At 54.9% G+C, this 20,617-nt stretch carries 18 protein-coding genes and 1 pseudogene; 5 read left to right on the top strand and 14 right to left on the bottom strand.

Annotated features, from left to right (window positions below; all coding sequences use genetic code 11):
* From iolE to IFT84_RS11460, 14 genes are all read right to left on the bottom strand, one after another.
* Nucleotides 1-924 (bottom strand): myo-inosose-2 dehydratase, encoded by a 924-nt coding sequence (gene iolE / locus IFT84_RS11525; RefSeq protein WP_192119467.1) that lies wholly within the window; start codon nucleotides 922-924, stop codon nucleotides 1-3.
* Nucleotides 925-943: 19 nt separating this feature from the next.
* Nucleotides 944-2,827: a 3D-(3,5/4)-trihydroxycyclohexane-1,2-dione acylhydrolase (decyclizing) gene (gene iolD / locus IFT84_RS11520; protein ID WP_192119465.1), complete on the bottom strand. Its 1,884-nt coding sequence runs from the start codon at nucleotides 2,825-2,827 to the stop codon at nucleotides 944-946.
* A complete protein-coding gene (locus IFT84_RS11515) occupies nucleotides 2,824-4,746 on the bottom strand; it encodes a bifunctional 5-dehydro-2-deoxygluconokinase/5-dehydro-2-deoxyphosphogluconate aldolase (RefSeq protein ID WP_192119463.1) in 1,923 nt (640 codons plus the stop codon). The genes iolD and IFT84_RS11515 overlap by 4 nt, the downstream gene beginning before the upstream one ends.
* Before the next feature lie 108 nt (nucleotides 4,747-4,854).
* Nucleotides 4,855-5,640, bottom strand: coding sequence for a TIM barrel protein (locus IFT84_RS11510; protein ID WP_192119461.1), 786 nt, complete (start codon nucleotides 5,638-5,640; stop codon nucleotides 4,855-4,857).
* Nucleotides 5,641-5,649: 9 nt separating this feature from the next.
* Entirely contained in the window at nucleotides 5,650-6,660 is a 1,011-nt protein-coding gene (locus IFT84_RS11505; protein WP_192119459.1) for a Gfo/Idh/MocA family protein, read from the bottom strand.
* 9 nt (nucleotides 6,661-6,669) lie between these two features.
* On the bottom strand, nucleotides 6,670-7,566 hold the full coding sequence (locus IFT84_RS11500) for a sugar phosphate isomerase/epimerase family protein (RefSeq protein WP_192119457.1): 897 nt from the start codon (nucleotides 7,564-7,566) through the stop codon (nucleotides 6,670-6,672).
* A 60-nt stretch (nucleotides 7,567-7,626) separates the two neighbouring features.
* Nucleotides 7,627-8,553, bottom strand: coding sequence for a substrate-binding domain-containing protein (locus tag IFT84_RS11495; protein WP_192119746.1), 927 nt, complete (start codon nucleotides 8,551-8,553; stop codon nucleotides 7,627-7,629).
* Nucleotides 8,554-8,666: 113 nt separating this feature from the next.
* Nucleotides 8,667-9,839, bottom strand: coding sequence for a Gfo/Idh/MocA family protein (locus IFT84_RS11490; RefSeq protein WP_192119455.1), 1,173 nt, complete (start codon nucleotides 9,837-9,839; stop codon nucleotides 8,667-8,669).
* Between the two features lie 50 nt (nucleotides 9,840-9,889).
* Complete coding sequence (locus IFT84_RS11485) at nucleotides 9,890-10,900, bottom strand: ABC transporter permease (RefSeq protein ID WP_192119453.1); 1,011 nt, start codon at nucleotides 10,898-10,900, stop codon at nucleotides 9,890-9,892.
* Nucleotides 10,901-10,923: 23 nt separating this feature from the next.
* Complete coding sequence (locus IFT84_RS11480) at nucleotides 10,924-12,462, bottom strand: sugar ABC transporter ATP-binding protein (RefSeq protein ID WP_192119451.1); 1,539 nt, start codon at nucleotides 12,460-12,462, stop codon at nucleotides 10,924-10,926.
* 103 nt (nucleotides 12,463-12,565) lie between these two features.
* Nucleotides 12,566-13,510 carry a sugar ABC transporter substrate-binding protein gene (locus IFT84_RS11475; RefSeq protein ID WP_192119449.1) on the bottom strand — a complete coding sequence of 315 codons (945 nt, stop codon included), beginning with the start codon at nucleotides 13,508-13,510 and terminating at the stop codon, nucleotides 12,566-12,568.
* 229 nt (nucleotides 13,511-13,739) lie between these two features.
* Nucleotides 13,740-14,771, bottom strand: coding sequence for a substrate-binding domain-containing protein (locus tag IFT84_RS11470; protein ID WP_192119447.1), 1,032 nt, complete (start codon nucleotides 14,769-14,771; stop codon nucleotides 13,740-13,742).
* 260 nt (nucleotides 14,772-15,031) lie between these two features.
* Nucleotides 15,032-15,424 carry a PIN domain-containing protein gene (locus IFT84_RS11465; protein WP_192119445.1) on the bottom strand — a complete coding sequence of 131 codons (393 nt, stop codon included), beginning with the start codon at nucleotides 15,422-15,424 and terminating at the stop codon, nucleotides 15,032-15,034.
* On the bottom strand, nucleotides 15,421-15,699 hold the full coding sequence (locus IFT84_RS11460) for an AbrB/MazE/SpoVT family DNA-binding domain-containing protein (RefSeq protein ID WP_192119443.1): 279 nt from the start codon (nucleotides 15,697-15,699) through the stop codon (nucleotides 15,421-15,423). Before IFT84_RS11460 ends, IFT84_RS11465 begins: the two co-directional genes overlap by 4 nt.
* Nucleotides 15,700-16,081: 382 nt before the next feature.
* On the opposite strand from IFT84_RS11460, the pseudogene IFT84_RS11455 reads away from it, so the two are divergent.
* The 5 genes and pseudogenes from IFT84_RS11455 to rfbD all read left to right on the top strand — a co-directional run.
* Nucleotides 16,082-16,810, top strand: a pseudogene (locus IFT84_RS11455) (IS6 family transposase); the annotation flags it as partial.
* A gap of 284 nt (nucleotides 16,811-17,094) precedes the next feature.
* Entirely contained in the window at nucleotides 17,095-17,796 is a 702-nt protein-coding gene (locus IFT84_RS11450; protein WP_192119441.1) for a glycosyltransferase, read from the top strand.
* A 274-nt stretch (nucleotides 17,797-18,070) separates the two neighbouring features.
* The gene (gene rfbC, locus IFT84_RS11445; protein WP_192119439.1) at nucleotides 18,071-18,634 is read left to right on the top strand and encodes a dTDP-4-dehydrorhamnose 3,5-epimerase; all 564 of its coding nucleotides are present in this window, start codon (nucleotides 18,071-18,073) and stop codon (nucleotides 18,632-18,634) included.
* A gap of 9 nt (nucleotides 18,635-18,643) precedes the next feature.
* Nucleotides 18,644-19,705, top strand: coding sequence for a dTDP-glucose 4,6-dehydratase (gene rfbB / locus IFT84_RS11440; protein WP_192119437.1), 1,062 nt, complete (start codon nucleotides 18,644-18,646; stop codon nucleotides 19,703-19,705).
* Nucleotides 19,702-20,616, top strand: a complete 915-nt coding sequence (gene rfbD, locus IFT84_RS11435; RefSeq protein WP_192119435.1) for a dTDP-4-dehydrorhamnose reductase — start codon at nucleotides 19,702-19,704, stop codon at nucleotides 20,614-20,616. The genes rfbB and rfbD overlap by 4 nt, the downstream gene beginning before the upstream one ends.
* The last annotated feature ends 1 nt before the right edge of the window (nucleotide 20,617 follow it).

Here is a 20,617-nt window from a genome sequence, read left to right as displayed (position 1 = left end):
TCAACCCTCACCTGGCTTGTTATCACCACCTTTGTCGAGGCCGCTTTCCCGTGCAAGCCTGCGTAGTGTATCGAGCCCCATGCGCTGGTAATGTTTGGGGTCACGCACGAGGCTGTCCTGTTCGGCCTCAATCACCAACCAGCCGTTATAGCCGTGCTCGGCTGCTATTTTCAGGACCGGCGCAAAGTCGATACTGCCTTCCGGATCTCCGGGAACGGTGAACGCACCGCGTCGAACCCCTTCCAGAAAGGACAGGTTGTGCTCGCGCACCTGGCGCGCAATATCAGGACGCACGTTTTTCGCATGAATGTGGGTGACGCGATCCATGTATCTGGCAGCCACCTCGGCAGGATTTGCGCCTGCAAACGTGCAATGGCCCGTGTCGAGCAGAAGGCGCGTGTAGGGTCCGGCCATCTGCATGAAGCGGTCGATGTCTGTGCCGCTTTCGATGATGGTTCCCATATGATGGTGATAGCCCATCTTCACACTGTGCTCGTGGGCAAAGCGCGACAGTTCCTCATAGCCGGTGGAGAAACGCTGCCAATCGCCATCGCTCATTATTGGCCGGTCATTGACCGGTATGGCATCGTTTCCATGCACGGTATTGGAGCACTCGCAGGCGTTGATATGATCGCCTCCGGCGGCCTTGGTAAAATCGATCCATGCCTTCAGGGCAGCCTTTTCTGTATCGATATCGTTGACGAGCAAATTAGTGGAAAACCACCCGGCAGCAAACCTCAGCCCATAGGCACCAAGGCATTGTTTCAGGGCCGTGCCATCGGATGGCATCTTGTGGCCTTTTTCGATACCGTCAAAACCGATGTCGCGGCAATCGGACAGGCAATCTTCGAGCGTGAGATGCGCGCCGATCGAATAGTCGTCATCGTTTGACCAGGCGATCGGGTTGGTACCGTAAAGGATCATTGTGCTCTCCAGCATGCGGTTAGTTGAGGATGACCTGCGTTGCAGCGTTGGCAAGATATGTGTCGTAGGCTTTGCGCAACCGCTCCGGCCCGCCGACCTCAGGTACGGCCACGTCCCACCAGTGTCCGCCGCCGGCGTTTGTGACCGGTCCCGGTCCGGGGCGGGCATCGGTTTCGATGACGATCACGGTTGGAATGGCGCGGGTGCGCGCATTGACGATCTCGCGTTCCAGATCGGCAAGCGTTGCCGCCTTGATCGCGTGAGCGCCGAGCGAAGCGGCATTGGCAACATAGTCAATCTGCGGCTGCGCCTCGATGGCGCAATCGACATACATGTTGTTGAACTCTGCCCCGCCGCAGTTGATCTGCAAACGATTGATGCAGCCATAGCCGCGATTGTCGGTGAGGATGACGGTAAACGGGATGCGGCGCATCACAGCCGTGGCAAGCTCGGCGTTTGCCATCATATAGGAGCCGTCGCCGACGAAGCACAGCACCTCGCGCTCCGGCCGGGCCAGTTTCAGGCCCATGGCACCGGCCACCTCATAGCCCATGCAGCTATAGCCATACTCCATATGATAGCCCCCCTGGCCGGGACGCCACAACAGCTTCAGGGCTCCGGGCATGGTGCCAGCCGCACACATGGCAATACTGTCCTGCGTTGCTGCCCGCTGAACCGCGCCAATGACCTGCGCATCCGTGGGCAGTGCGCTGGCCTGTGCCCGATCAGGATCGCAATGGGCCTCAACCGCTTGCAGCCATGACAGGCGTGCCTGCGCATTGGCAGAGGTCGCCTTGTAGTCACCCAGCAGAAGTGTCAGCTTTTCCAGCGCCACCCGGGCATCCGCCACCAGCGCCAGCGCGCCATGCTTGGCCGCGTCATAACCCTGCACGTTGATGCTGATCAACGTTGCGTCCGGCTTGAACAATGTGCGCGAGCCGGTGGTGAAGTCCTGCAGCCGCGTGCCGATGGCAATCACCACGTCAGCCGCAGCCGAGGCCGCATTGGCGGCAGCCGACCCATCGACGCCGGAAGCACCGAAGTTCATCGGGTGCGCCTGCGACAGGGCGGACTTGCCCGCCTGCGTTTCGACCACGGGAATGTTATGGGCACTGGCAAATTGCCCAAGCGCAGTTTCGGCCTGCGCATAGATCACGCCGCCACCACACACGATCACCGGGCTTTTGGCCCTGGCGATAACGTCGGCAACATCGCGCAGGTCCTGTGCATCGGGCTCGGGACGGCGTATGCGCCACACCCGCGGCGCAAAGAACGCCGCCGGCCAGTCATAGGCCTGTGCCTGTACATCCTGACAAAACGCCAGCGTGACCGGGCCGCAATGGGCAGGGTCGGTCATGACCCGCATGGCCCTCGGCAACGCCGTCAGCAGATGTTCGGGCCGTGTGATGCGGTCGAAGTAGCGGCTGACAGGGCGCAGCGCATCATTGGCAGAGACCGTGCCATCGTCAAAATCCTCCACCTGCTGCAACACCGGATCGGGCCTTCGGCTGGCAAAGACATCGCCCGCGATGATCAGCAGCGGCAGCCGGTTGACATGGGCAAGCGCTGCTGCCGTCACCAGATTGGTTGAGCCGGGGCCGATGGAACTGGTCACCGCATGCGCCCGTTGTCGGGCTTTGCCCTTGGCATAGGCGATGGCCGCGTGTGCCATGGTCTGCTCGTTCTGGCCGCGCCAGGTCGGCAGCGCTGCGCCGATGCCATGAAGCGCCTCGCCAATACCGGCAACATTGCCATGGCCGAAGATCGCCCATACGCCTTCGATAAAGCGCTCATTGTCCTTCGTCATCTGCACCGAGAGATAGCGCATCATGGCCTGTGCCGCAGTCAACCGCACTGTATCGTCCCTGCGGCCCTCATGGCGTGTACGCAGTGTCCCGCTCATGCCGCTTTCTCCTGCGCAACCGCGCGCGCTGCATCCCAGACGGTGCACAGCCGGGTAAATCTGTGCGCCATTTCGTCCACCGCTGCATCATCGCTTATGCGCCCGGCCAGCCAGTCGCGTGCAACCGATCCGAAGATCGTGCGGCCAATGGCAAAGCCCTTGACCAGATTAAACCCCGCCGCCACGTCAAAGCTTGCCGCAAGCTCTGCTTCCGGCGCATCCAGACCCAGCACCACGATACCGCGTGTGGACCGGTCATTTGCCTCGATGGCGTCAATGGCGTTGGCCCAGGCCTCTCGCGTCGTCAAAGGCTCCAGCTTCCACCAGTCGGGATGGATGCCCGCTGCATAAAACTGGCGGATCAGGATTGCATTCGTCTGTGCGTCCACCGGGCCAACCTTGGACGGGATGATTTCCAGCAGGAACTCCAGTCCATTACGCCGTGACGCCTCAAACAACCGCTTGACGTCAGCCTCCTGACGCGCACGCGTCGGTGCATCGTCATCGGGATGGCAAAAGCACAGCACCTTGACCACGTTCTCGCGCGCCCATTCCTCAAGCTGGCCGCAATCGCTGCCAAGCTCCGGCTCGAATTCCAGCGGACGCGATCCCGGCAGTTCGCACGGGCGACCGATCCACAGGCCTGTGCCCGACGCCTGATGCAGCGCATGGCGACCAATGCGGTTGTCACACAATATGCCGTAGCCCGAACGCCCGTTCTGCACGTTGAGCGCAGCCTTCAGGCACAGTTCCTTGAACGCGCCACCCTTTTCCAGCGTGTAGCCCTCCATCTGTTCCAGCTGCATGCGATGATCAAAGGCAAACACCCGCATGGTTGATCCATCCCCCGCCACCCGCGTGTGACGGTTGCTGGACCAGTGAACCTGTTCCAGCGCGCGGTCATTGCGCAGATCAGGCCGCACGACCCCGCGCTTGAGGAACAGGGTGAGTTCGTCAAGCGAGGGATAGGCCGGCGTGCATCCATGGCGGGAAACGGCAAACGCCCCGCAGGCATTGGCATATTCCAGCGTGCGCTCCCAAGCCTCGCCGTCCAGCCAGCCTTTCAGCAACCCGGCAAAGAAGCCATCCCCGGCTCCCAGCACATTGAACACCTCAATGGCAAAGCCCGGGCCGGAGCGGCCCTCGTCCAGCGTATCGGGAATATCACCCTCAAACACCACCGCACCTTTGGCACCGCGTTTGCACACCAGCGCCGCAGCCGATACGGCGCGCACCGCACGAAGCGCTGCCACCGTATCGGTGGAGCCACCGGCAATGTGGAACTCTTCTTCCGTCCCCACAATCAGATCGAAATGGTGCAGCGTATCGAGCAGGCGCTGCGTGACCGCTGCACTTTCCACAAACCGGCGTTCGCCATCGCCATGTCCAGCAACGCCCCACAGATTGGGCCGGTAATCAATATCAAGAGCGGTGCGCACACCGTGCGTGCGGGCAAGCTCAAGCGCCTTGATCACGGCCGCCCGGGTACGCGCATGCGACAGGTGCGTGCCGGTGATGACCAGACTGCGCGTATCGGCAATCAGCGCTTCGTCGATATCGCTTTCGCTCAGCGCCATATCGGCACAATTCTCACGGTAGAATATCAGCGGAAAGCGCTCATCGTCACGAATACCGAGGATCACCAGCGCCGTCAGTCGCTCCGGGTCGGTTGCAACGCCGCGCACATCCACCCCTTCGCGCACCAGCTGTTCGCGGATGAAGCGCCCCATATGCTCATCACCCACCCGGCTGATCAGCCCCGCCTTCAGACCCAGCCGCGAAGCGCCACAGGCAATGTTCGTCGGGCTACCGCCAATATACTTGCGGAAACTGCCCATATCCTCCAACCGACCGCCAATCTGTGAACCGTAAAGGTCAACCCCAGATCGGCCAAGCGTGATGACATCCAGCGTCTTCATGATCTTCCCCCGCAGATCGGGAACACACCCGCGTGTACCCAATCTGTTTCGTTTCTCTGTTGCTGTTACTTTGCCGGGATAAACCCGCGCAGGTCTGCTTTGGACTGCCTAAACGGCAGTGCGAATGTACCTGATGCTGTGCTGCAAGGCGGCTTCAGGGTCAGCGGCTTCATGCACCCCTTTCGCAAATGGCTCGAACGAGAGCGGGCCGTCATACCCGGCGGCCAGCAGCGTCTTGATCTGGGCAATGTTTTCCAGACGGTCGTTGCTATCGACCAGAACGCGATGCGCATCCAGCATCTCGTCAACGCCGATATCAGGATCGGTTACGCCGGATATGTGGACCAGTGCCGTCCATTCGGGGAAAAATTCCGTTTCTCCAGCCAAATGATGGTGGAACGTGTCGTGCATCAGCTTGTACACACCTTCGCCACTGGCGGCTTTGATTGCCTCGATCGCCACCGATTTCTTGCGGAGCGATGAGATCGGGAAGCCAAGAGGCTCCACCAGCCCGATCAAGCCACGCTCGCTCAAAATAGGTTTCATGGCTTTCAAAGCCTTGACGAGGTCATCGAAAGAGACCTGCGTTCCATCGTTCAGGGGGCACATCACCAGAGCTTTCGCACCAGCGGCCTGCGCGTAGTCAGCCATTGCGGTGGCGCGTTGCGCCAGCCCGTCCGTCCAGACATTGAACGGATACAGCGCGTTGATCGACAGAATGGTGACGCCTTGTCTGTCAGCCTCCGCCCGCACGTCCGATGGGTTCAGGCTGTTGACGACATCGGGCAAATCATTGCGGATTTCGACATGTTTGGTGCCAAGCCTGCCTGCCATGGCAAAGAATTCGGCAAGCGACAGCCTGGGCGCGGAAATATGGTTGATCGCAAATTGCATGATAAAACCTCAGTTGTACAAAGATGGCCGCTCTGGCAGCGCGATATCGATGATCTGACCGGCTTTCTCCTGTGCTTCCACGCAGGCGTCAGAGGTAATGCTGGCAACATACCCGTCCCAGCTTGATGGGCCCGCAGCCGTGCCGCGCGACGCCGCTTGGATGAAATCCGCCAGCTCTACGTCATAGCTATCGACAAAACGGTCTTTCCAGTCGGTCAAAATGGCGTTTTGAACTTTCGCATCCTTGCGTGTGACAATCGCCATCGGTTCGGGCAAATTGGCCAGCCCCTCCTCGCCAACAACCTGGCATTGAATGTCATAGCCGTAGCGGCAATTCACGAAAATCTCGACATCGATGCGCACACCCTTTTTGGTTTCAAAGAGAACGATCTGCGGATCGGCAAGTTTGGCGTGGCTGTGGCGTGATGCGCGCGGGAAGACAACCTGAGCCGATACATAGTCGTCATCCAGCAACCACCGGAACACGTCGATTTCGTGAATGAGCGTGTCGTGAATGGCCATCGGCGTTACATACTGCTCGGGCACAGTCGGGTTTCTGTGGGCGGTATGGACCATCAAGGGCGTACCGATCTCGGAGTCCACCACCTTTTTCAGCAGGCGATACCCGGCATCATACCGGCGCATAAAGCCCACTTGCACCAGGCGCTTGCCGTAGGCCACTTCCGCATCCACAATGCGACGGGCGTCGTCTGCTGTCGTCGCCAGCGGCTTTTCGCAAAAGCAGGGCTTGCCTGCAGCAATGGCAGCCAGCACATATTGGGCGTGCGTTCCGCCCCATGAGGTTATGAGTACGGCGTCCACATCAGGCGATGCAATCAACTCCTCGCCGGTGCTGTAAAGCACAGCGTCCGGCGCAATCTCGGACTGAACGGCTCTGGCGCCGTCGATATTGACATCACTGAGTGCAACGATAGAAGCCCCCGCTAACACAGTCTGAATACGGCGCGCGTGGTCGCTGCCAATCATACCCGTGCCAATAACTCCAATTCTTAATGTCATGCCAATGTCCTATTTCCAGTATGTTTTGACGTAACGCTTTGTTTGCGAGAGCATGAAGCGTGCGCTTTCATCCACCCGGTCTTCCCAGGCAAACACGCAGTTGGACAGCACGCCGTCAAACTTCATGTCGGCCAGTGTGGCAAAGAAGGTATCCCAGTCGATTTCGCCCTGACCGAAGTCAGTGTGCTGATGCACGCGCACCTTCGAGCCCGGCGGATTGACGATGTAGCGAAGCCCGGACGACTTGTTGTGGTCGTAGGTATCGGCCAAACGCACATGCACCAAGAGCCCTTCCGTTGCGCGCAGGTTGGCCACCATGTCGGGACCGTAGAAGAAGGTATGCGGTGCGATGAACGACGCCTTGACCGATGTCGAGTTGATGGTCTTGATAATATCGATGGCCGGGGCGATCTCCTCGAGCCAGTCTTCGGGGTGGGCTTCCAGCGACAGGATCAGGCCTTCGCGCTCGAGAATTGGCACCAGCACATCCATGGCGCGAAAGAACTGCGCCTCGCAGGTTTCAGGCCGGTGCAGTCCGGAACGGTCGTTCAGGCTGCGATCGGGCGAGCCGCCACGGCCGAATTCGGACACGAACATCGGGCATTCCATCTCAACCGCAATCTCGATGGCGCGTTTCCAGTTCTCGATCGCCACGTCCCATTCATCCGCATAGGGACTGGACCAACGATACATCGGCTGCAGCGTCGCAAGGCTCAGGCCGTGGTCCTTCAACGCTTTCTTGAAGCGTGCGACGCGTTCGGGATAAACCTTCGGGCGCGTCCACCACGACAGAAAATCAGGACGCGGCGACAGTTCCACATGGTCGTAACCGAGATCGGCAACCTTGCGGCACGTCTCCTCAAGCGACAGGTGGCGGAACATGTGCGGATCAAGCGTGTGTTTCATGGTCTTGTCTTTCGAGATAGATTGAATAGCGTTCAGAGGGGCGCTGCTGGTCCAAGGCCTTTAACGTTTGTAGTTGGCCATGTTGCTGCGGGTGACAGGTTCGAAGGGAACCCAGGACTGCGCGCTGAATGTCTCGCCCTTGGCGGCGGCCAAAGCCGTCTGCACGGCAATGCGTCCCTGTTGGGTGGTGTTCTGGATGACGGTGACATCGAGGTCGCCGTTTTCCATGGCCGCCAGCCCGTCCGGCGTGGCATCAATTCCGGCGATAACCACCTTGTCCATTGCGCCGGAAGCCGACTTGATAGCCTGTGCGGCACCAATGGCCATTTCATCGTTGTTGGCGACAACCGCATCAAACTCCAGTCCAGCCGTCAGCCACGAAGTCACCAGATCCTGAGCCTGAACGCGGTTCCAGTTGGCCGTCTGCTTCTCGATCACGTCGATCTTGCAGTCCGGGGAGCCAAACACTTCCTCAACAGTCTTCGTGCGCACCAGTGCTGCGTGGTTTTCCAGCGGGCCGATGAGCACAACTGCCTTGCCCTTGCCGCCAAGCAGCCCGCACACTGCCTTGGCCTGAAACAGACCGGCATCGCGCTCGGCAGAGCCAACATAGGCCGTGCCCGCCGGCATATCTCCGCCATCCAGCTCAGCGGGCGGATGGTTGACGTAAATCAGCGGAATACCCGCACTGGAGGCAGCAGCCGTCATCGCTGCCGTGGCGTCGCCATCAACCGCGTTGACGATGATGGCGTTCACGCCGTTCGCCACGAAATTCTGGACCTGGTTGAGCTGACGCGCAACATCGAGCTGCGCATCCTCCAGCACCAGCGTCACGTCCTTGTCTGCCTCGGCCTGCGCCTTGATACCATTCAGCAGGATCGTCAGATGCGGATTATCAAACGACGTCATCGTCACGCCGATGCGGGTTTCGGCCATTGACGGCAACGCGAATGCGGCCATGGCAGTCGATAGGAGTAGCAATTTCAACATGATATATCCTCCCAGATCGTTGATCATTGAAGTGCATGCCTTACTTTTGGGCTCATTCGCAGTTTCGGTATCCAGCGATGACGGTGCTCCCGTCGGCAAAACCGATACAATTACTGGAAGTCGATCCACGCAGAACCGGCATCGGCGGAGCGGACGCAATTTTCCAGCCAGCGCACGCCTTCGGTTCCGGCTTTGATATCCGGGTAACGATGGGTCTTGAGGAACGCCTCATCACCGCGCCGTTTGGCGTCAATTGCCTGGGCGATCCAGAGATAGATATTGGCCCAGCTGTCCCCCAGCCCCTCCGTGTGCAGGCCGCCCATGCGGTCTACGGCAAGGCTCTCCGGTTCCAGGTACGGCATACCATGGTGCAGGATGCGGTTCGGCTCCCCCTGAACATCGTATGAAAGCTGGTCGGGATGACTATCGGACCACTCAACCGAAGCTTTGGAGCCGACAAAGCGATAGCGTTGCGACCCCATGTTTCCCGCGTTGACCGAGGATACCCACAGGCGTCCACGGGCGCCGTTGTCATAGTGCATCAGCACGGTGGCGTGATCTTCAAGCGGGGCGCGGCTTGGGATGAAAGCCTTGCGGTCGCAAAGCAGCTTTTCAATCTTCAAGTGTGGAAGAACGACTTCCGACAAATAATAGAGATGCGTGCCGATATCGCCAAGGACAAAGGTAGGGCCCGCAGTTTTGGGGTTCGTGCGCCATCTGACAGCATCTGGCGCGTTGGTATCGTCACCGGCGTTAAAGCCGTGGGTGTACTGCATGTCGACGATGCGGATGTCACCCAGCAGTCCACGTTCAACCATGGCAGCCATCTGGCGCACCAGAGGATGCCCTGTGAAGCCGTAGGTCACACCAACAATCAGGCCTTGCCTGTTTGCAAGCGCTTCGATCTCCTCGCATTCGGCAACCGTGAAAAACAGCGGCTTTTCGCAGATCACATGCAGTCCGGCTTCAAGGCATGCCTTGGTGATTTCATAATGGCTGAAATTCGGGGTCGCGATGGAGACGACTTCCACGCCATCATCGCGCGCTGCCTCGCCTGCAATCAGCGCTTTGTAATCGTCGTAGCAACGGTCGCTATCGACGCCGATATTGATGCCGAATTCACGCCCGCGATTAATATCCAGATCAAAGGCACCGCAGACCAGCTTGTAAGTGCCATCGCGCTGTGCGCCAGTGCGGTGCTTGTAGCCCACCTGACCCGTGCGACCACCGCCGACCATGCCCCAGCGCAGAGGCCGCTCTATCAGTCTTTCTCCATTATACATGTCTGTATCCTCGATCAGCAGGGGAAAGGCATTGGTGCGTCGTCCACCCTTTACCGGTGCGCTTTACGCTTTTGTTGACGGTAGACATCCGCCATCACGGCGGCCACGATGATGAGCCCTTTGATCATTTCCTGATAATAGGCGTCCAGTCGCAGGAAGGTGAAGCCTGAGATGATGATGCCGAAGATCACCATTCCGATCATCGTGCCGGCGACCGAACCGCGGCCTCCGGAAAGGGAAACGCCACCGATGACTGCCATAGCAATCGCATCAAGCTCGTAGGACATCCCCATGCCTGCCTGCGCCGTCAGGCCACGCGCCGCAACAACGATACCAGCCAGGGCCGACAGAACGCCGGCAACGGCATACACTTTGACCAGATGGCGCTCGACATTGATCCCGGTAACCCGCGCAGCATGGGCATTGGCGCCAATGGCGTAGGTGAACTTTCCGTAGCGGGTGTATCTGAGCAGAATGTGCATGATGAAGGCAACCACCAGGAAAATCCACACTGGTGCAAGGCCAGCGCCAAGCCATGCGAAGCTATCAGTCGGAAAGCTGATCGGCTGGCCCTTGGTGTACCACTTGGCAAAACCACGCGCTGTCACCATCATGCCCAGTGTCGCAATGAACGAGGGAATCCGGGCATAAGCGACCAACGCGCCGTTGATCACGCCGCAGACCAGACCCACTGCCAAACCGGCCAGAACAGGAACGATAACAGGTAGATCCGTTAACCCTGGATAAACTGCCCGGGCGGTTGCAACCTGCGCAAGGCTCATGGAGATCATGGCCGTTGCACCAACGACGGAACCGGAGCTGAGATCAATACCGCCTGAGATGATGACCTGGGTGACGCCAATTGCCAGAATGCCAATCACGGAAACCTGTAGAATGACAATGGACAAACGCTGCGTATTGGCCAGAAAGCTCTGCCCCTGAAAAATCCAGCCCAGCGCTTCGAATGTCAGTGAGATCGCAATGAGAACCAGAAAGATGTTGAATTCCGCCGGTAAGCGGCGTGCCCTTTTGGGCGACGATAAGCCTATGCTGTTTTCCATAATGTACTCCTCCCCGTCCTCGCTTATCGCGCAGCCAGGTCCATGATTTTCACTTGATCGGCTTCAGAGCGCTCCAGTATCCCGGACACATGCCCTTCGTGCATCACCAGGATGCGGTCACTCATGCCCAGAACCTCAGGCAGTTCGGATGAGATCATCAGGACCGCAACGCCGGTTCCCGCCAGCTCCGAAATCAACCGATGAATTTCAGACTTTGCGCCAACATCGATGCCTCGGGTCGGCTCGTCCAGTATGAGAATGCGCGGCTCCGTCAGCAGCCATCGCGCAATCAACAGCTTCTGCTGATTGCCACCAGACAGATTTTCGACCGTCTGGTAGAGGTCAGGCGTTTTGACGCGCAAGCGCTGCGCCATCTCGGAGCAAAGACGTGTGACTTCCTTTTCATCAACAAAACCCGCGTGAACATGGCTCTGCGTAATCAGCGCTGACTGAATGTTGGCCAAGCAATCCAGCGTCAGAAAGCAACCGCTTTCTTTGCGGTCTTCCGTCAAAAATGCCATGCCATGCGCCATGGCTTCTTGGGGACTGCGAATGGATACGGATTGACCATCAATTCTGATGTCGCCGGAGGCTGCTGGCGTGATCCCGAAAAGTGCTTCGGCGACATTCGACCGCTTGGAGCCGACCAGTCCGGCAATGCCCAGAATTTCGCCGCGTCGCAGCTTAAAGGAAATATCGTGAAACACACCCGGCAAGGTGAGGTTTTCAACCTCCAGAATGGTCTCGCCAATATCACAATCAACCTTGGGGAACATGTCCGTGATGTCGCGACCCACCATCATGCGAATGATGTCGTCACGGTTCACATCAGTACTCAAATGAGTGGCGACATATTTTCCATCCCGGAAAACGGTGAATTCGTCGGCGATTTCGAACAGCTCGTTCATCTTGTGCGTGATGTAAACAATGCCGAGACCGCGCGATTTCAGATCGCGGATGATGGTAAAGAGACGGTCCACTTCACGATCGGTCAAAGCAGACGTGGGCTCGTCCATGATCAGAACATCGGAGTCGTGGCTGACCGCGCGCGCAATCTCCACCATCTGCTTTTGTGCAACTGTCAGATCGCGCACACTTGCGCCCGGCTCGACATCGATATTCAACCGTGTGAACAATTCGCTCGTCATATCCGCCATTTTGCCATGATCTATCAGGCCGATACGATTGTGCGGTTCACGCCGGATCCAGATGTTTTCTGCCACCGTCATGTCGTTCATCAGGGCAAGCTCCTGATGAATCATGGAAATTCCCATTTTAAGCGCATGCAAGGGAGACTTTAGGGAAACCTCCTCGCCACGCAGACGTATCTCTCCGGCGTCGGGCTGGTATACGCCCGCAATGATTTTCATCAGAGTGGATTTACCCGCCCCGTTTTCGCCCATCAGCGCGTGAACAGTTCCGGGCCGAACCCGAAGCTCTACGTTATCCAGTGCCAGAACGCCGGGGAACGCCTTGCGAATACCCTTGATACTCAGCAGGCCGTAGGTTTCGAGCCTGTCTTTGTATGTGCGTATAGCTGCCTCAGTCGTCGTGCTGATCATAACAGACTGTTTCCTGTGAACACTATATTGAAAGAGCGGGTCTCAACTCACGGCGAGCTTCAGTCACCCGGCGTCCAAAGCAGCAGGGTGCTGAACAATCCGCCTAGTTTTTCGCCTGATACTGCGTAAGGTTAGCGGGTGTAACCAATTCGAACGGCACGTAAACGCGCTGTTCGACAGCTTCTTTTCTGGCAAGCTTCAGAGCTGTATCAATGGCACCACGGCCTTGACCATCGGCATTCTGGAAAACGGTTGCATCCAGTTCCCCTGCGGCCATGGCGGCCATGGCATCCTGCGTTCCGTCAATGCCGGCCACAACAACGGTGTCCATTGCGCGCCCGGCCGCTTTCAGAGATTGAATGGCACCAATTGCCATTTCGTCATTGTTGGCAATAACCGCATCAAACTGCACACCAGCCGATAGCCAGTTCGTCATCAGGTCAGCACCCTGGGTGCGAATGAAATTTGCGGTTTGCTCTTCAACAATGTTCATGAAGCTGCATTCCGGTGTTGCAATAACGTCCTTGATATCCTGTGTGCGAACGCGGGCGGCTTGATTGGACAATTCTCCGATCATCACCAGAACACGTGCTTCTTTCAGTCCCTGCGCCTTGAGCAGGCGGCAGACTTCCTGCGTTTGCAATGTTCCGGACTCTTTTTCGTCCGAGGCAACGAAGGCCTGATCTTTCGGCAGCTCTTCCACATTCACCGGCTGTCTGTTGACATAGACCAGAGGGATTCCGGCTTCTTCGGCGGCCTTGGACATGGCAACGGTCGCGTCCGTATCGACGGCATTTACGACAATGGCATCAACACCCGACGCAATGAAATTCTGAATTTGACTGAGTTGCTTGCCGACGTCGTTCTGGGCATCCTCCACCTGAACCAACACGTCTTTTTGATCTTCCGAATGCTTGATCATGCCGTTGCGCAAGACCGTCAAGAAGTTATCATCGAACAACGCCATCGATACGCCGATTGTTTCAGCTGATGCCACTGATGCCATCATACTGTAACCTGCAAGTGCTGCCAGTATTTGCTTTTTCATATCACCCTCCCAGATTGCTGATAAAAATGGCACGACTCTTCGCTCGAACTCGATAGGTGCGTTCATTCAATCAGCTATTGTTTGTGCTGCAGGTCCGACTTAAGTCCTCGTCCCAGTCGCCCTGCACATCCACCATTGCCCGTGTCAGCTGCGTGGGTCAATACAGAGTTCCCTAATAAGACCATCAATCCTGCAAGGAAATTTGCAAGAAATGATAGACTCTATCAGATTATAGAAGGCTATCGGGTACCCATATCTGCGGTGCCAAAAATCGTTGGCCCGGGGTTTTCGCCATACCACTTTCGACTGCCGTAATCGTTGCGGCCATCAAATCTGCACACAGTCCCTGCACCGGAGTCGCCAAGACACAGGAGATGGTCCGGTCCAGAAGCGCTGCGCGTGACTCGTCGGTCAGTTCATTGACGATACAAACGACATCACGGTCTGAGGCGGCTTCCCGCATAGCTTCGATGGCACCCTCCATGCCGCCGCCTGCGCAATAGACCCCCACCAGATCGGAGTAACGCGCCAGCAATCCTGAGAGCGCTTCATAGGTAAGGCCACGTGTCTCGAGGTTGACCAAGGGATCAAGAACCTCGAACTGCTCCGCATATTCACGGATGTAGCTGCGAAACCCGGCTTCGCGAAGCGCATGTCCATGAAATTTGTGACCGCCTAAAAACAGAACGACTTTCCCGGCGCGGGAGGAAAGCTTGGAAATAAGCCATGCTGCAGTGCGGCCAACCTTCAGGTTGTTCAGGCCAATGTAGTTTTCCCGTATGCCTTGCGCAAAATCCGACAGAAGTGAGAACGTCGGGATGCCACCCTGTTTAAGATCCCTGACGGCTTCTGTCACCGTATGGTGATCGGGACCGGTTGCGGCAACCGCATGCACGCGGCCTTTGAAGCGCTGCAACAGCTCAACCAATTCTTTTGGGTCGGAAGAACTGGCAAACTGGATGTCCAGATTGATTTTGCAATCGCGGGTGTTGGACGCTGCGAGCTCCAGTTCAGACGCAAGCACCTGATAGAATGCGTGGCGTTCTTTTCGCAAAATGACGCCTAGCCTATATTGGGGTATATCCGCAAATACACGCTGTCGGATTAAGTTGGACCCGTAAAACCCTATTTTTTCTGCCGCATCATACACCTTGCGTGCGGTCTCTTCCCTGACCCGCAGACGCCCACTCAACACACGGTCAACTGTCGCTATACTGACCCCGGCGGCCTGTGCAAGATCTGTTATCGTTTTACGAGACACTCAAATACTCCCTGTGACGCTCGTACTGTTTTAAGATTAGAGTTGACGTCCGTGGCGAATAATTTTGAGGCAACTTATACTGCTGTCCATAGTAATTTTAGGATAATTGTAAATGCTTTCACGCGAAATGGTCGTTATAAGAACTCATGTTCATTAACGCAGGAGTCCTGACATTTGTTTGGTTTCTGACTTTTCCGCTTGCAGTTTTGATGAGGAATTTTGAAGCTATCCTAAGCGGTCAGTCATCTCGAATACGCTAACTATCTAATTAGCACCACTTTCACGCCAACCTCATCAGCGATTTCAGACCAAATTCGGTCCGTGGTCACGGTCGGCAGCTTTAATTTTCGGGCAAGTGCAAGACAGGCGCGATCACCATGGCTCAGGCCTTTGGATTGGGTTTGTGTTATGAGTGCTCCGCCGTCCACAGCAAGATCAAAATCAAGCGGATATGCTTTTACCCCCAGTGCTGTCATCACTTCGGCTGCTGCATCACGGTCAACGCCGCGACGAACGAGGATAGTGATCGCCTCCTGGACGCAAAGCGTCGACACTGCTGCTCCTTTATCCAACCACTCTTCAGCGATGACAGCACCCGGCTCCTCGTTGAGATAAGCAATGATGGCAGAGGTGTCGATCACACAGGCGCTCATGGTTGTTTTGCCTGCGTGGATGGTACGTTGTCCTCTTCAAGCGCCTCGGCCCGCCGATCGTTGATCAATTGATCGACCAGTTGCTCTCCCGACGGAATGAAGCTGCGAAACAGCATTTGTGCTCTGCGTCGCTCGCGCTGCGCTGTGGTCAATTCGATACGATCTCCTTGTGTATCGATGATGACCCTGTCACCCTTTTTGAGGTTCAAAGCACGTCGTATGTCTGCTGGCAGGATTAACCGCCCATTTTCCTGCAATGGTATCGAATACCGCATTGAGACAATCCTTTTCAAAAGGGTAAAACTACCATCATCATACCCAACGAATGCCCGTATGCCTACCGTCAATCATTGTTCGGCCTGCTACCACCGAATTGGTTTGTCCGTAAGAGGATCGTGCAACGGACACTGGAATACACAGAACAGTAAGCCCGCGTTTTATCAACAATGGCGGTCTCATTTGATTGGTACGATATTTATTGCAGTGAACGGTCCTCTCACGTTACACAATTCGTCATGATACATGACATTGATTGGGTACGCTCACTGCTCAACAGATAAACAGGACCTTGCTAGGGCTTGTCGCAGATTTTCAAGCTTAGCTTTATGTTGACCATAGTCATGGAATTCTCCGCTTCGAAAGTTGCGGCGCGAGTCCATGATTCTGAATGCCATTGCCGAGAAGCTGAGGCGGCAGTCGAAGGATGACTTCAAAGGTAGGCATTTCGAGGCTTGGCTGATTGTACAGGTGGTTGCCTGGTATTTGCGCTACCCGCTCAGCTATCGTGACCTGGAAGAGATGTTCCGCGAGCGGGGGTTTGAGGTCGATCATAGCACGGTCACCGCTGGGTATTGGCTTATACGCTAATGATCGAAAAACGGCTGCGGCAGTTTCGGCGATCCCATTTCGGCTCGGTCCGGATCGATGAGACCTACGTCAAAATCTGCGGCAAATGGCGCTATCTGTACCGAGCCATCGATAGACACGGCAATCCGGTGGATTTCCTGTTGACCGCAAAGTGCGATCTCGACGCCGCCAAGCGGTTCTTCCGCAAGATGCTTAAAGACGAACCTTTGTTATCACCGAACAGGATCGGGACAGACGGGGCCAACACCCTGCCGTCAACGATCAAAACGTCGATTGATGACGGGCTTCTGCACCCGGCCCCATCCACTATGTTACCAAGCATCTCCAGCAAGGCATCGAAAGTGACCATTTCCGGGTTAAGAAGAACATGCCAAGATCGGTGGCTTCCAATCCTTCAACACGGCACGGCAAACCATCGCAGATTTCGAGGCCATGCTTTGGCTGCGGAAGGGCTTTGGCTTTTCCGGAGGCTGGATCATCAACGATCAGAACGATTTGATTGCGCGCCTCTTCGGGGTCCCTTCGCAAACGACCTTGATGTTGCCATCGAAATTTATAAGCTACCTCTGCCGACAGCAGCGAGATGATCGTCTTTACCTATAAAAGGTAGTTGCTACATCCAAGCTGCTTCTATGGTGACCATCATGCTGCTCTGTCGACAAAGCAATCTTGCCAATGATATATGCGCTGAAAATCCAGTTAATCGTGTCTTACACGGCCGTTTCCGTGGGCACAAACGTGGTCAGCCGCATAACTTGCCCAGCTGGTGACGGTGAAGTAGTTGCCTATTTAAGGATCTCGTCGTGATAACAGTTTCCATCGTGAGCCATGGTCACGGAGCAATGACCACAGCGGCATTAAAAGATGCGCTGGCAAGCAAGCTTGTTTCTAGAGTTATTCTAACGTTTAACATAAGTGAAGATGTTTATATACCTGATGATAATAGAGTCATAGTTATTCGAAATCTAAGAAAGCGTGGGTTTGCATCTAACCATAATCAAGCGTTTGCGCTATGCAACACCAACTACTTTTGTGTGATGAATCCCGACGTCAGATTTGGAAAAGAGGTGTACGAATCACTAATATCTGCTTTAACAATAAATCAAGTGGCGATCGCAGCTCCCTTGATCGTAGGGAAGCTTGGTAATGTAGAAGATAGTGCTAGATACTTTCCTAGTATAGGTCGTTTACTTAAAAAGCTTATATTTGGTTCAAAAGGAAAATTTCCTAATTCTTATAAAAATATTGTTGAACCAGATTGGGTCGCAGGTATGTTTATGATGTTTAGATCAAGTATATTCAAAGAAATATGCGGGTTTGATGAAAAATATTTTTTATACTATGAAGATGTTGATATTTGCAAAAGGGTAAGAAATAAAAACTTAACTGTTGTACTTTGTAGTGATGTAAAGGTATCGCATTATGCCCAAAGAAAAAGCCACAAAAGTTCGACTTACGCACTTATTCACCTCAGAAGCATGTTTCGATATTTAATTTTACATTGATTTTGAATTTATAAAATAATTATTATTATGACAAAGAATTATGTACTATTTTATGAGGTACTCTCCCCACCTTAATTTAGTTGAATTTTAGCTAAATTTGACTCTTTTTATAGACTGAATTATGCGGTAGAGGCTTAAGCCTGTTGAAGATTTTAAGGAGCTTTGTAGAGGCGGCACAAATTAATAGACGTCCTGAATGTGCAAAAGCGTAAGCAGTATCCGAGTGAAATCTGACCTACGAAATACAAAAACATCGTGACGGGCAAGAGGTCTTATGCAATTTCATAATTTTGATATTTCAAATGTTATTTTGATAATTCCGAAAAAAACTGGCGATAACCGTGGTTACTTTATGGAGACTTTTCGGGAGGAGTTATTCCAAGAACAGGCAGGGCCTGTGCGTTTTGTTCAGGAAAACCGGTCATTTTCCGCTGAAGCTGGGACCGTACGTGGCCTTCATTTTCAACTCCCACCTCAAGCTCAAGGCAAACTGGTGTCCTGCATAGCTGGGGTGCTTTTTGACGTTGCTGTGGATATTCGCCAGAGTTCACCGACGTATGGTCAATATATATCAGCTGAACTCACCGCCGATAGTGGTGAGCAGCTTTGGGTCCCAGCAGGTTTTGCGCATGGCTTTTGTACTCTCGTACCTAACACGGTCATCAGCTACAAGGTGACCAATTACTACAGTCCCGAGCATGATCGTGGCCTTTTGTGGAATGATCCGGCTATTGGTATCGACTGGCCAGTGTCTATCGAAAGAGTCGTATTGTCCGACAAGGACAAACGTCATCCAACGCTGGTAGATTTGCCTTCATCTTTTGTGGTTGCGGAGTAAGAGTGTCGCATGCGTGTTATTGTTACCGGTGGCGCCGGTTTTATTGGTTCTGCGCTTGTACGACATCTCATTTTAGACAAGGGCTATGATGTCCTCAACATCGACAAGCTGACGTATGCTGGAACTTTGACGTCGCTCACTTCGGTCGAAGGGAGCAACCATTACCGCTTTCTGAAGGCCGACATCTGCGACATCAGCTCTATTCATGAAGCGTTCAACAGCTTTAAACCCGATCGCGTCATGCATCTAGCCGCAGAAAGTCATGTGGACCGCTCGATCACCGGCGCAAAGGACTTCGTCCAAACCAACGTGCTTGGTACCTTCACCATGCTAGAAGCTGGGCGAGCCTATTGGCAAGGTCTTTCAGGGGATAAACAGAAGACCTTCCGCTTTCTTCATGTTTCGACAGACGAAGTCTATGGATCCTTGGAGGATGATGGTCTCTTCACGGAAGCGACACCGTATGATCCCAGCTCACCCTATTCCGCTTCAAAGGCCGCATCTGATCATCTCGCAAAGGCTTGGGCTCATACCTACGAGATGCCAGTTGTAGTTTCCAATTGCTCAAACAATTATGGGCCCTACCATTTTCCAGAGAAGCTCATTCCGTTGGTTATTCTCAACGCATTACATACTCAGCCCCTGCCGATCTACGGCAGTGGCGCAAATATCCGCGACTGGCTGTATGTTGAAGACCATGCTAGGGCGCTCGATATTATTGTCGAGCGAGGACGGATTGGCGAGACGTACAATGTTGGCGGACGCAACGAGCGGCGCAACATTGACGTCGTCAAGCGTATCTGCACAATGATGGACAGTTTGCGTCCATCAGACAAACCCCACGAGACCTTGATACAACATGTAACAGATCGGCCCGGTCACGATGCTCGCTATGCCATTGATGCATCGAAGTTGGAAACGGAACTAGGCTGGAAAGCGCAAGAAAATTTTGACACCGGGATCGAGAAAACGGTGCGCTGGTACATCGAAAACGAATGGTGGTGGGCTCCCTTGCGTCAGGGCTATGCCGGTCAGCGTCTTGGCATTATCAAGACGGAAGCTACCGAATGATTTCCAAATTACGTTATCTTGTAACGGGCCTCGAAGGCCAAGTGGTACGCTCCCTCATCGAGCAGTGCAGCCGTCCTGAATATAACCTAATAGAACTGATCCCTGTTGGGCGTCCCGTACTCGATCTGGAGCAGCTTGACACTATCAAATCGACAGTAGACGATATCAAGCCGGATTTGATTATCTCGGCGGCGGCCTACACGGCTGTTGATCAAGCAGAAAGCAACGAAGAGACGGCGCGACGGGTGAATGCTTTGGGTCCGCGGGCGCTGGCTGAGAGTGCGACCTCACGAAATATCCCAATTGTCCATCTCTCTACCGATTATGTCTTTGATGGTACAAAAAGCGCGCCTTACGTCGAGAGCGATCCGGTTGGGCCAGTCAGCGCTTACGGGCGCACCAAACTGGAAGGTGAACGCTACCTGCTGGAGACAACACACAACGTTGTGATCCTGCGCACGGCATGGGTCTACAGTCCGTTTGGCAAGAATTTTGCCAAAACAATGCTGCGCGTGGGCGAAACGTGTGATGCGCTCAATATCGTTGCCGATCAGATTGGCAATCCAACATCAGCACTAGATATTGCGGATGGCGTTTTGAAGGTTGCTTGCAACCTGATTGAAAGCTCAGCCCCTCATCTTCGCGGCGTATTCCATATGTCCGGGCAAGGAGACGCGAGCTGGGCTGACTTTGCAGCAGAAATCTTCCGTATCTCTGCTGCAAACGGTGGGCCGACCGCAGGTGTTGGCCATATATCAACAGTTGACTATCCCACACCTGCCAAACGCCCCGCGAATTCTCGCTTGAACAGCGGAGCACTGCGGACCACCCATGGCGTACAGCTTCCACCTTGGCAGGATTCTACACAAAACATGATCAAGCGTCTGGTCGCCACCAGATCATACCTGTGAA

The organism is Rhizobium sp. CFBP 8762, from assembly GCF_014841565.1.
In the GTDB taxonomy this organism is placed as follows: Bacteria; Pseudomonadota; Alphaproteobacteria; order Rhizobiales; family Rhizobiaceae; genus CFBP-8762.
This window is presented reverse-complemented; position numbering and strand designations above follow the sequence as displayed.

Excerpts from the sequence above, each read along its gene's own strand:
- iolE (WP_192119467.1), bottom strand. The coding sequence starts at position 924 with ATGATCCTTTACGGTACCAACCCGATCGCCTGGTCAAACGATGACGAC.
- iolD (WP_192119465.1), bottom strand. The coding sequence starts at position 2,827 with ATGAGCGGGACACTGCGTACACGCCATGAGGGCCGCAGGGACGATACA.
- IFT84_RS11515 (WP_192119463.1), bottom strand. The coding sequence starts at position 4,746 with ATGAAGACGCTGGATGTCATCACGCTTGGCCGATCTGGGGTTGACCTT.
- IFT84_RS11510 (WP_192119461.1), bottom strand. The coding sequence starts at position 5,640 with ATGCAATTTGCGATCAACCATATTTCCGCGCCCAGGCTGTCGCTTGCC.
- IFT84_RS11505 (WP_192119459.1), bottom strand. The coding sequence starts at position 6,660 with ATGACATTAAGAATTGGAGTTATTGGCACGGGTATGATTGGCAGCGAC.
- IFT84_RS11500 (WP_192119457.1), bottom strand. The coding sequence starts at position 7,566 with ATGAAACACACGCTTGATCCGCACATGTTCCGCCACCTGTCGCTTGAG.
- IFT84_RS11490 (WP_192119455.1), bottom strand. The coding sequence starts at position 9,839 with ATGTATAATGGAGAAAGACTGATAGAGCGGCCTCTGCGCTGGGGCATG.
- IFT84_RS11485 (WP_192119453.1), bottom strand. The coding sequence starts at position 10,900 with ATGGAAAACAGCATAGGCTTATCGTCGCCCAAAAGGGCACGCCGCTTA.
- IFT84_RS11480 (WP_192119451.1), bottom strand. The coding sequence starts at position 12,462 with ATGATCAGCACGACGACTGAGGCAGCTATACGCACATACAAAGACAGG.
- IFT84_RS11475 (WP_192119449.1), bottom strand. The coding sequence starts at position 13,510 with ATGAAAAAGCAAATACTGGCAGCACTTGCAGGTTACAGTATGATGGCA.
- IFT84_RS11465 (WP_192119445.1), bottom strand. The coding sequence starts at position 15,424 with ATGAGCGCCTGTGTGATCGACACCTCTGCCATCATTGCTTATCTCAAC.
- IFT84_RS11460 (WP_192119443.1), bottom strand. The coding sequence starts at position 15,699 with ATGCGGTATTCGATACCATTGCAGGAAAATGGGCGGTTAATCCTGCCA.
- rfbC (WP_192119439.1), top strand. The coding sequence starts at position 18,071 with ATGCAATTTCATAATTTTGATATTTCAAATGTTATTTTGATAATTCCG.
- rfbB (WP_192119437.1), top strand. The coding sequence starts at position 18,644 with ATGCGTGTTATTGTTACCGGTGGCGCCGGTTTTATTGGTTCTGCGCTT.
- rfbD (WP_192119435.1), top strand. The coding sequence starts at position 19,702 with ATGATTTCCAAATTACGTTATCTTGTAACGGGCCTCGAAGGCCAAGTG.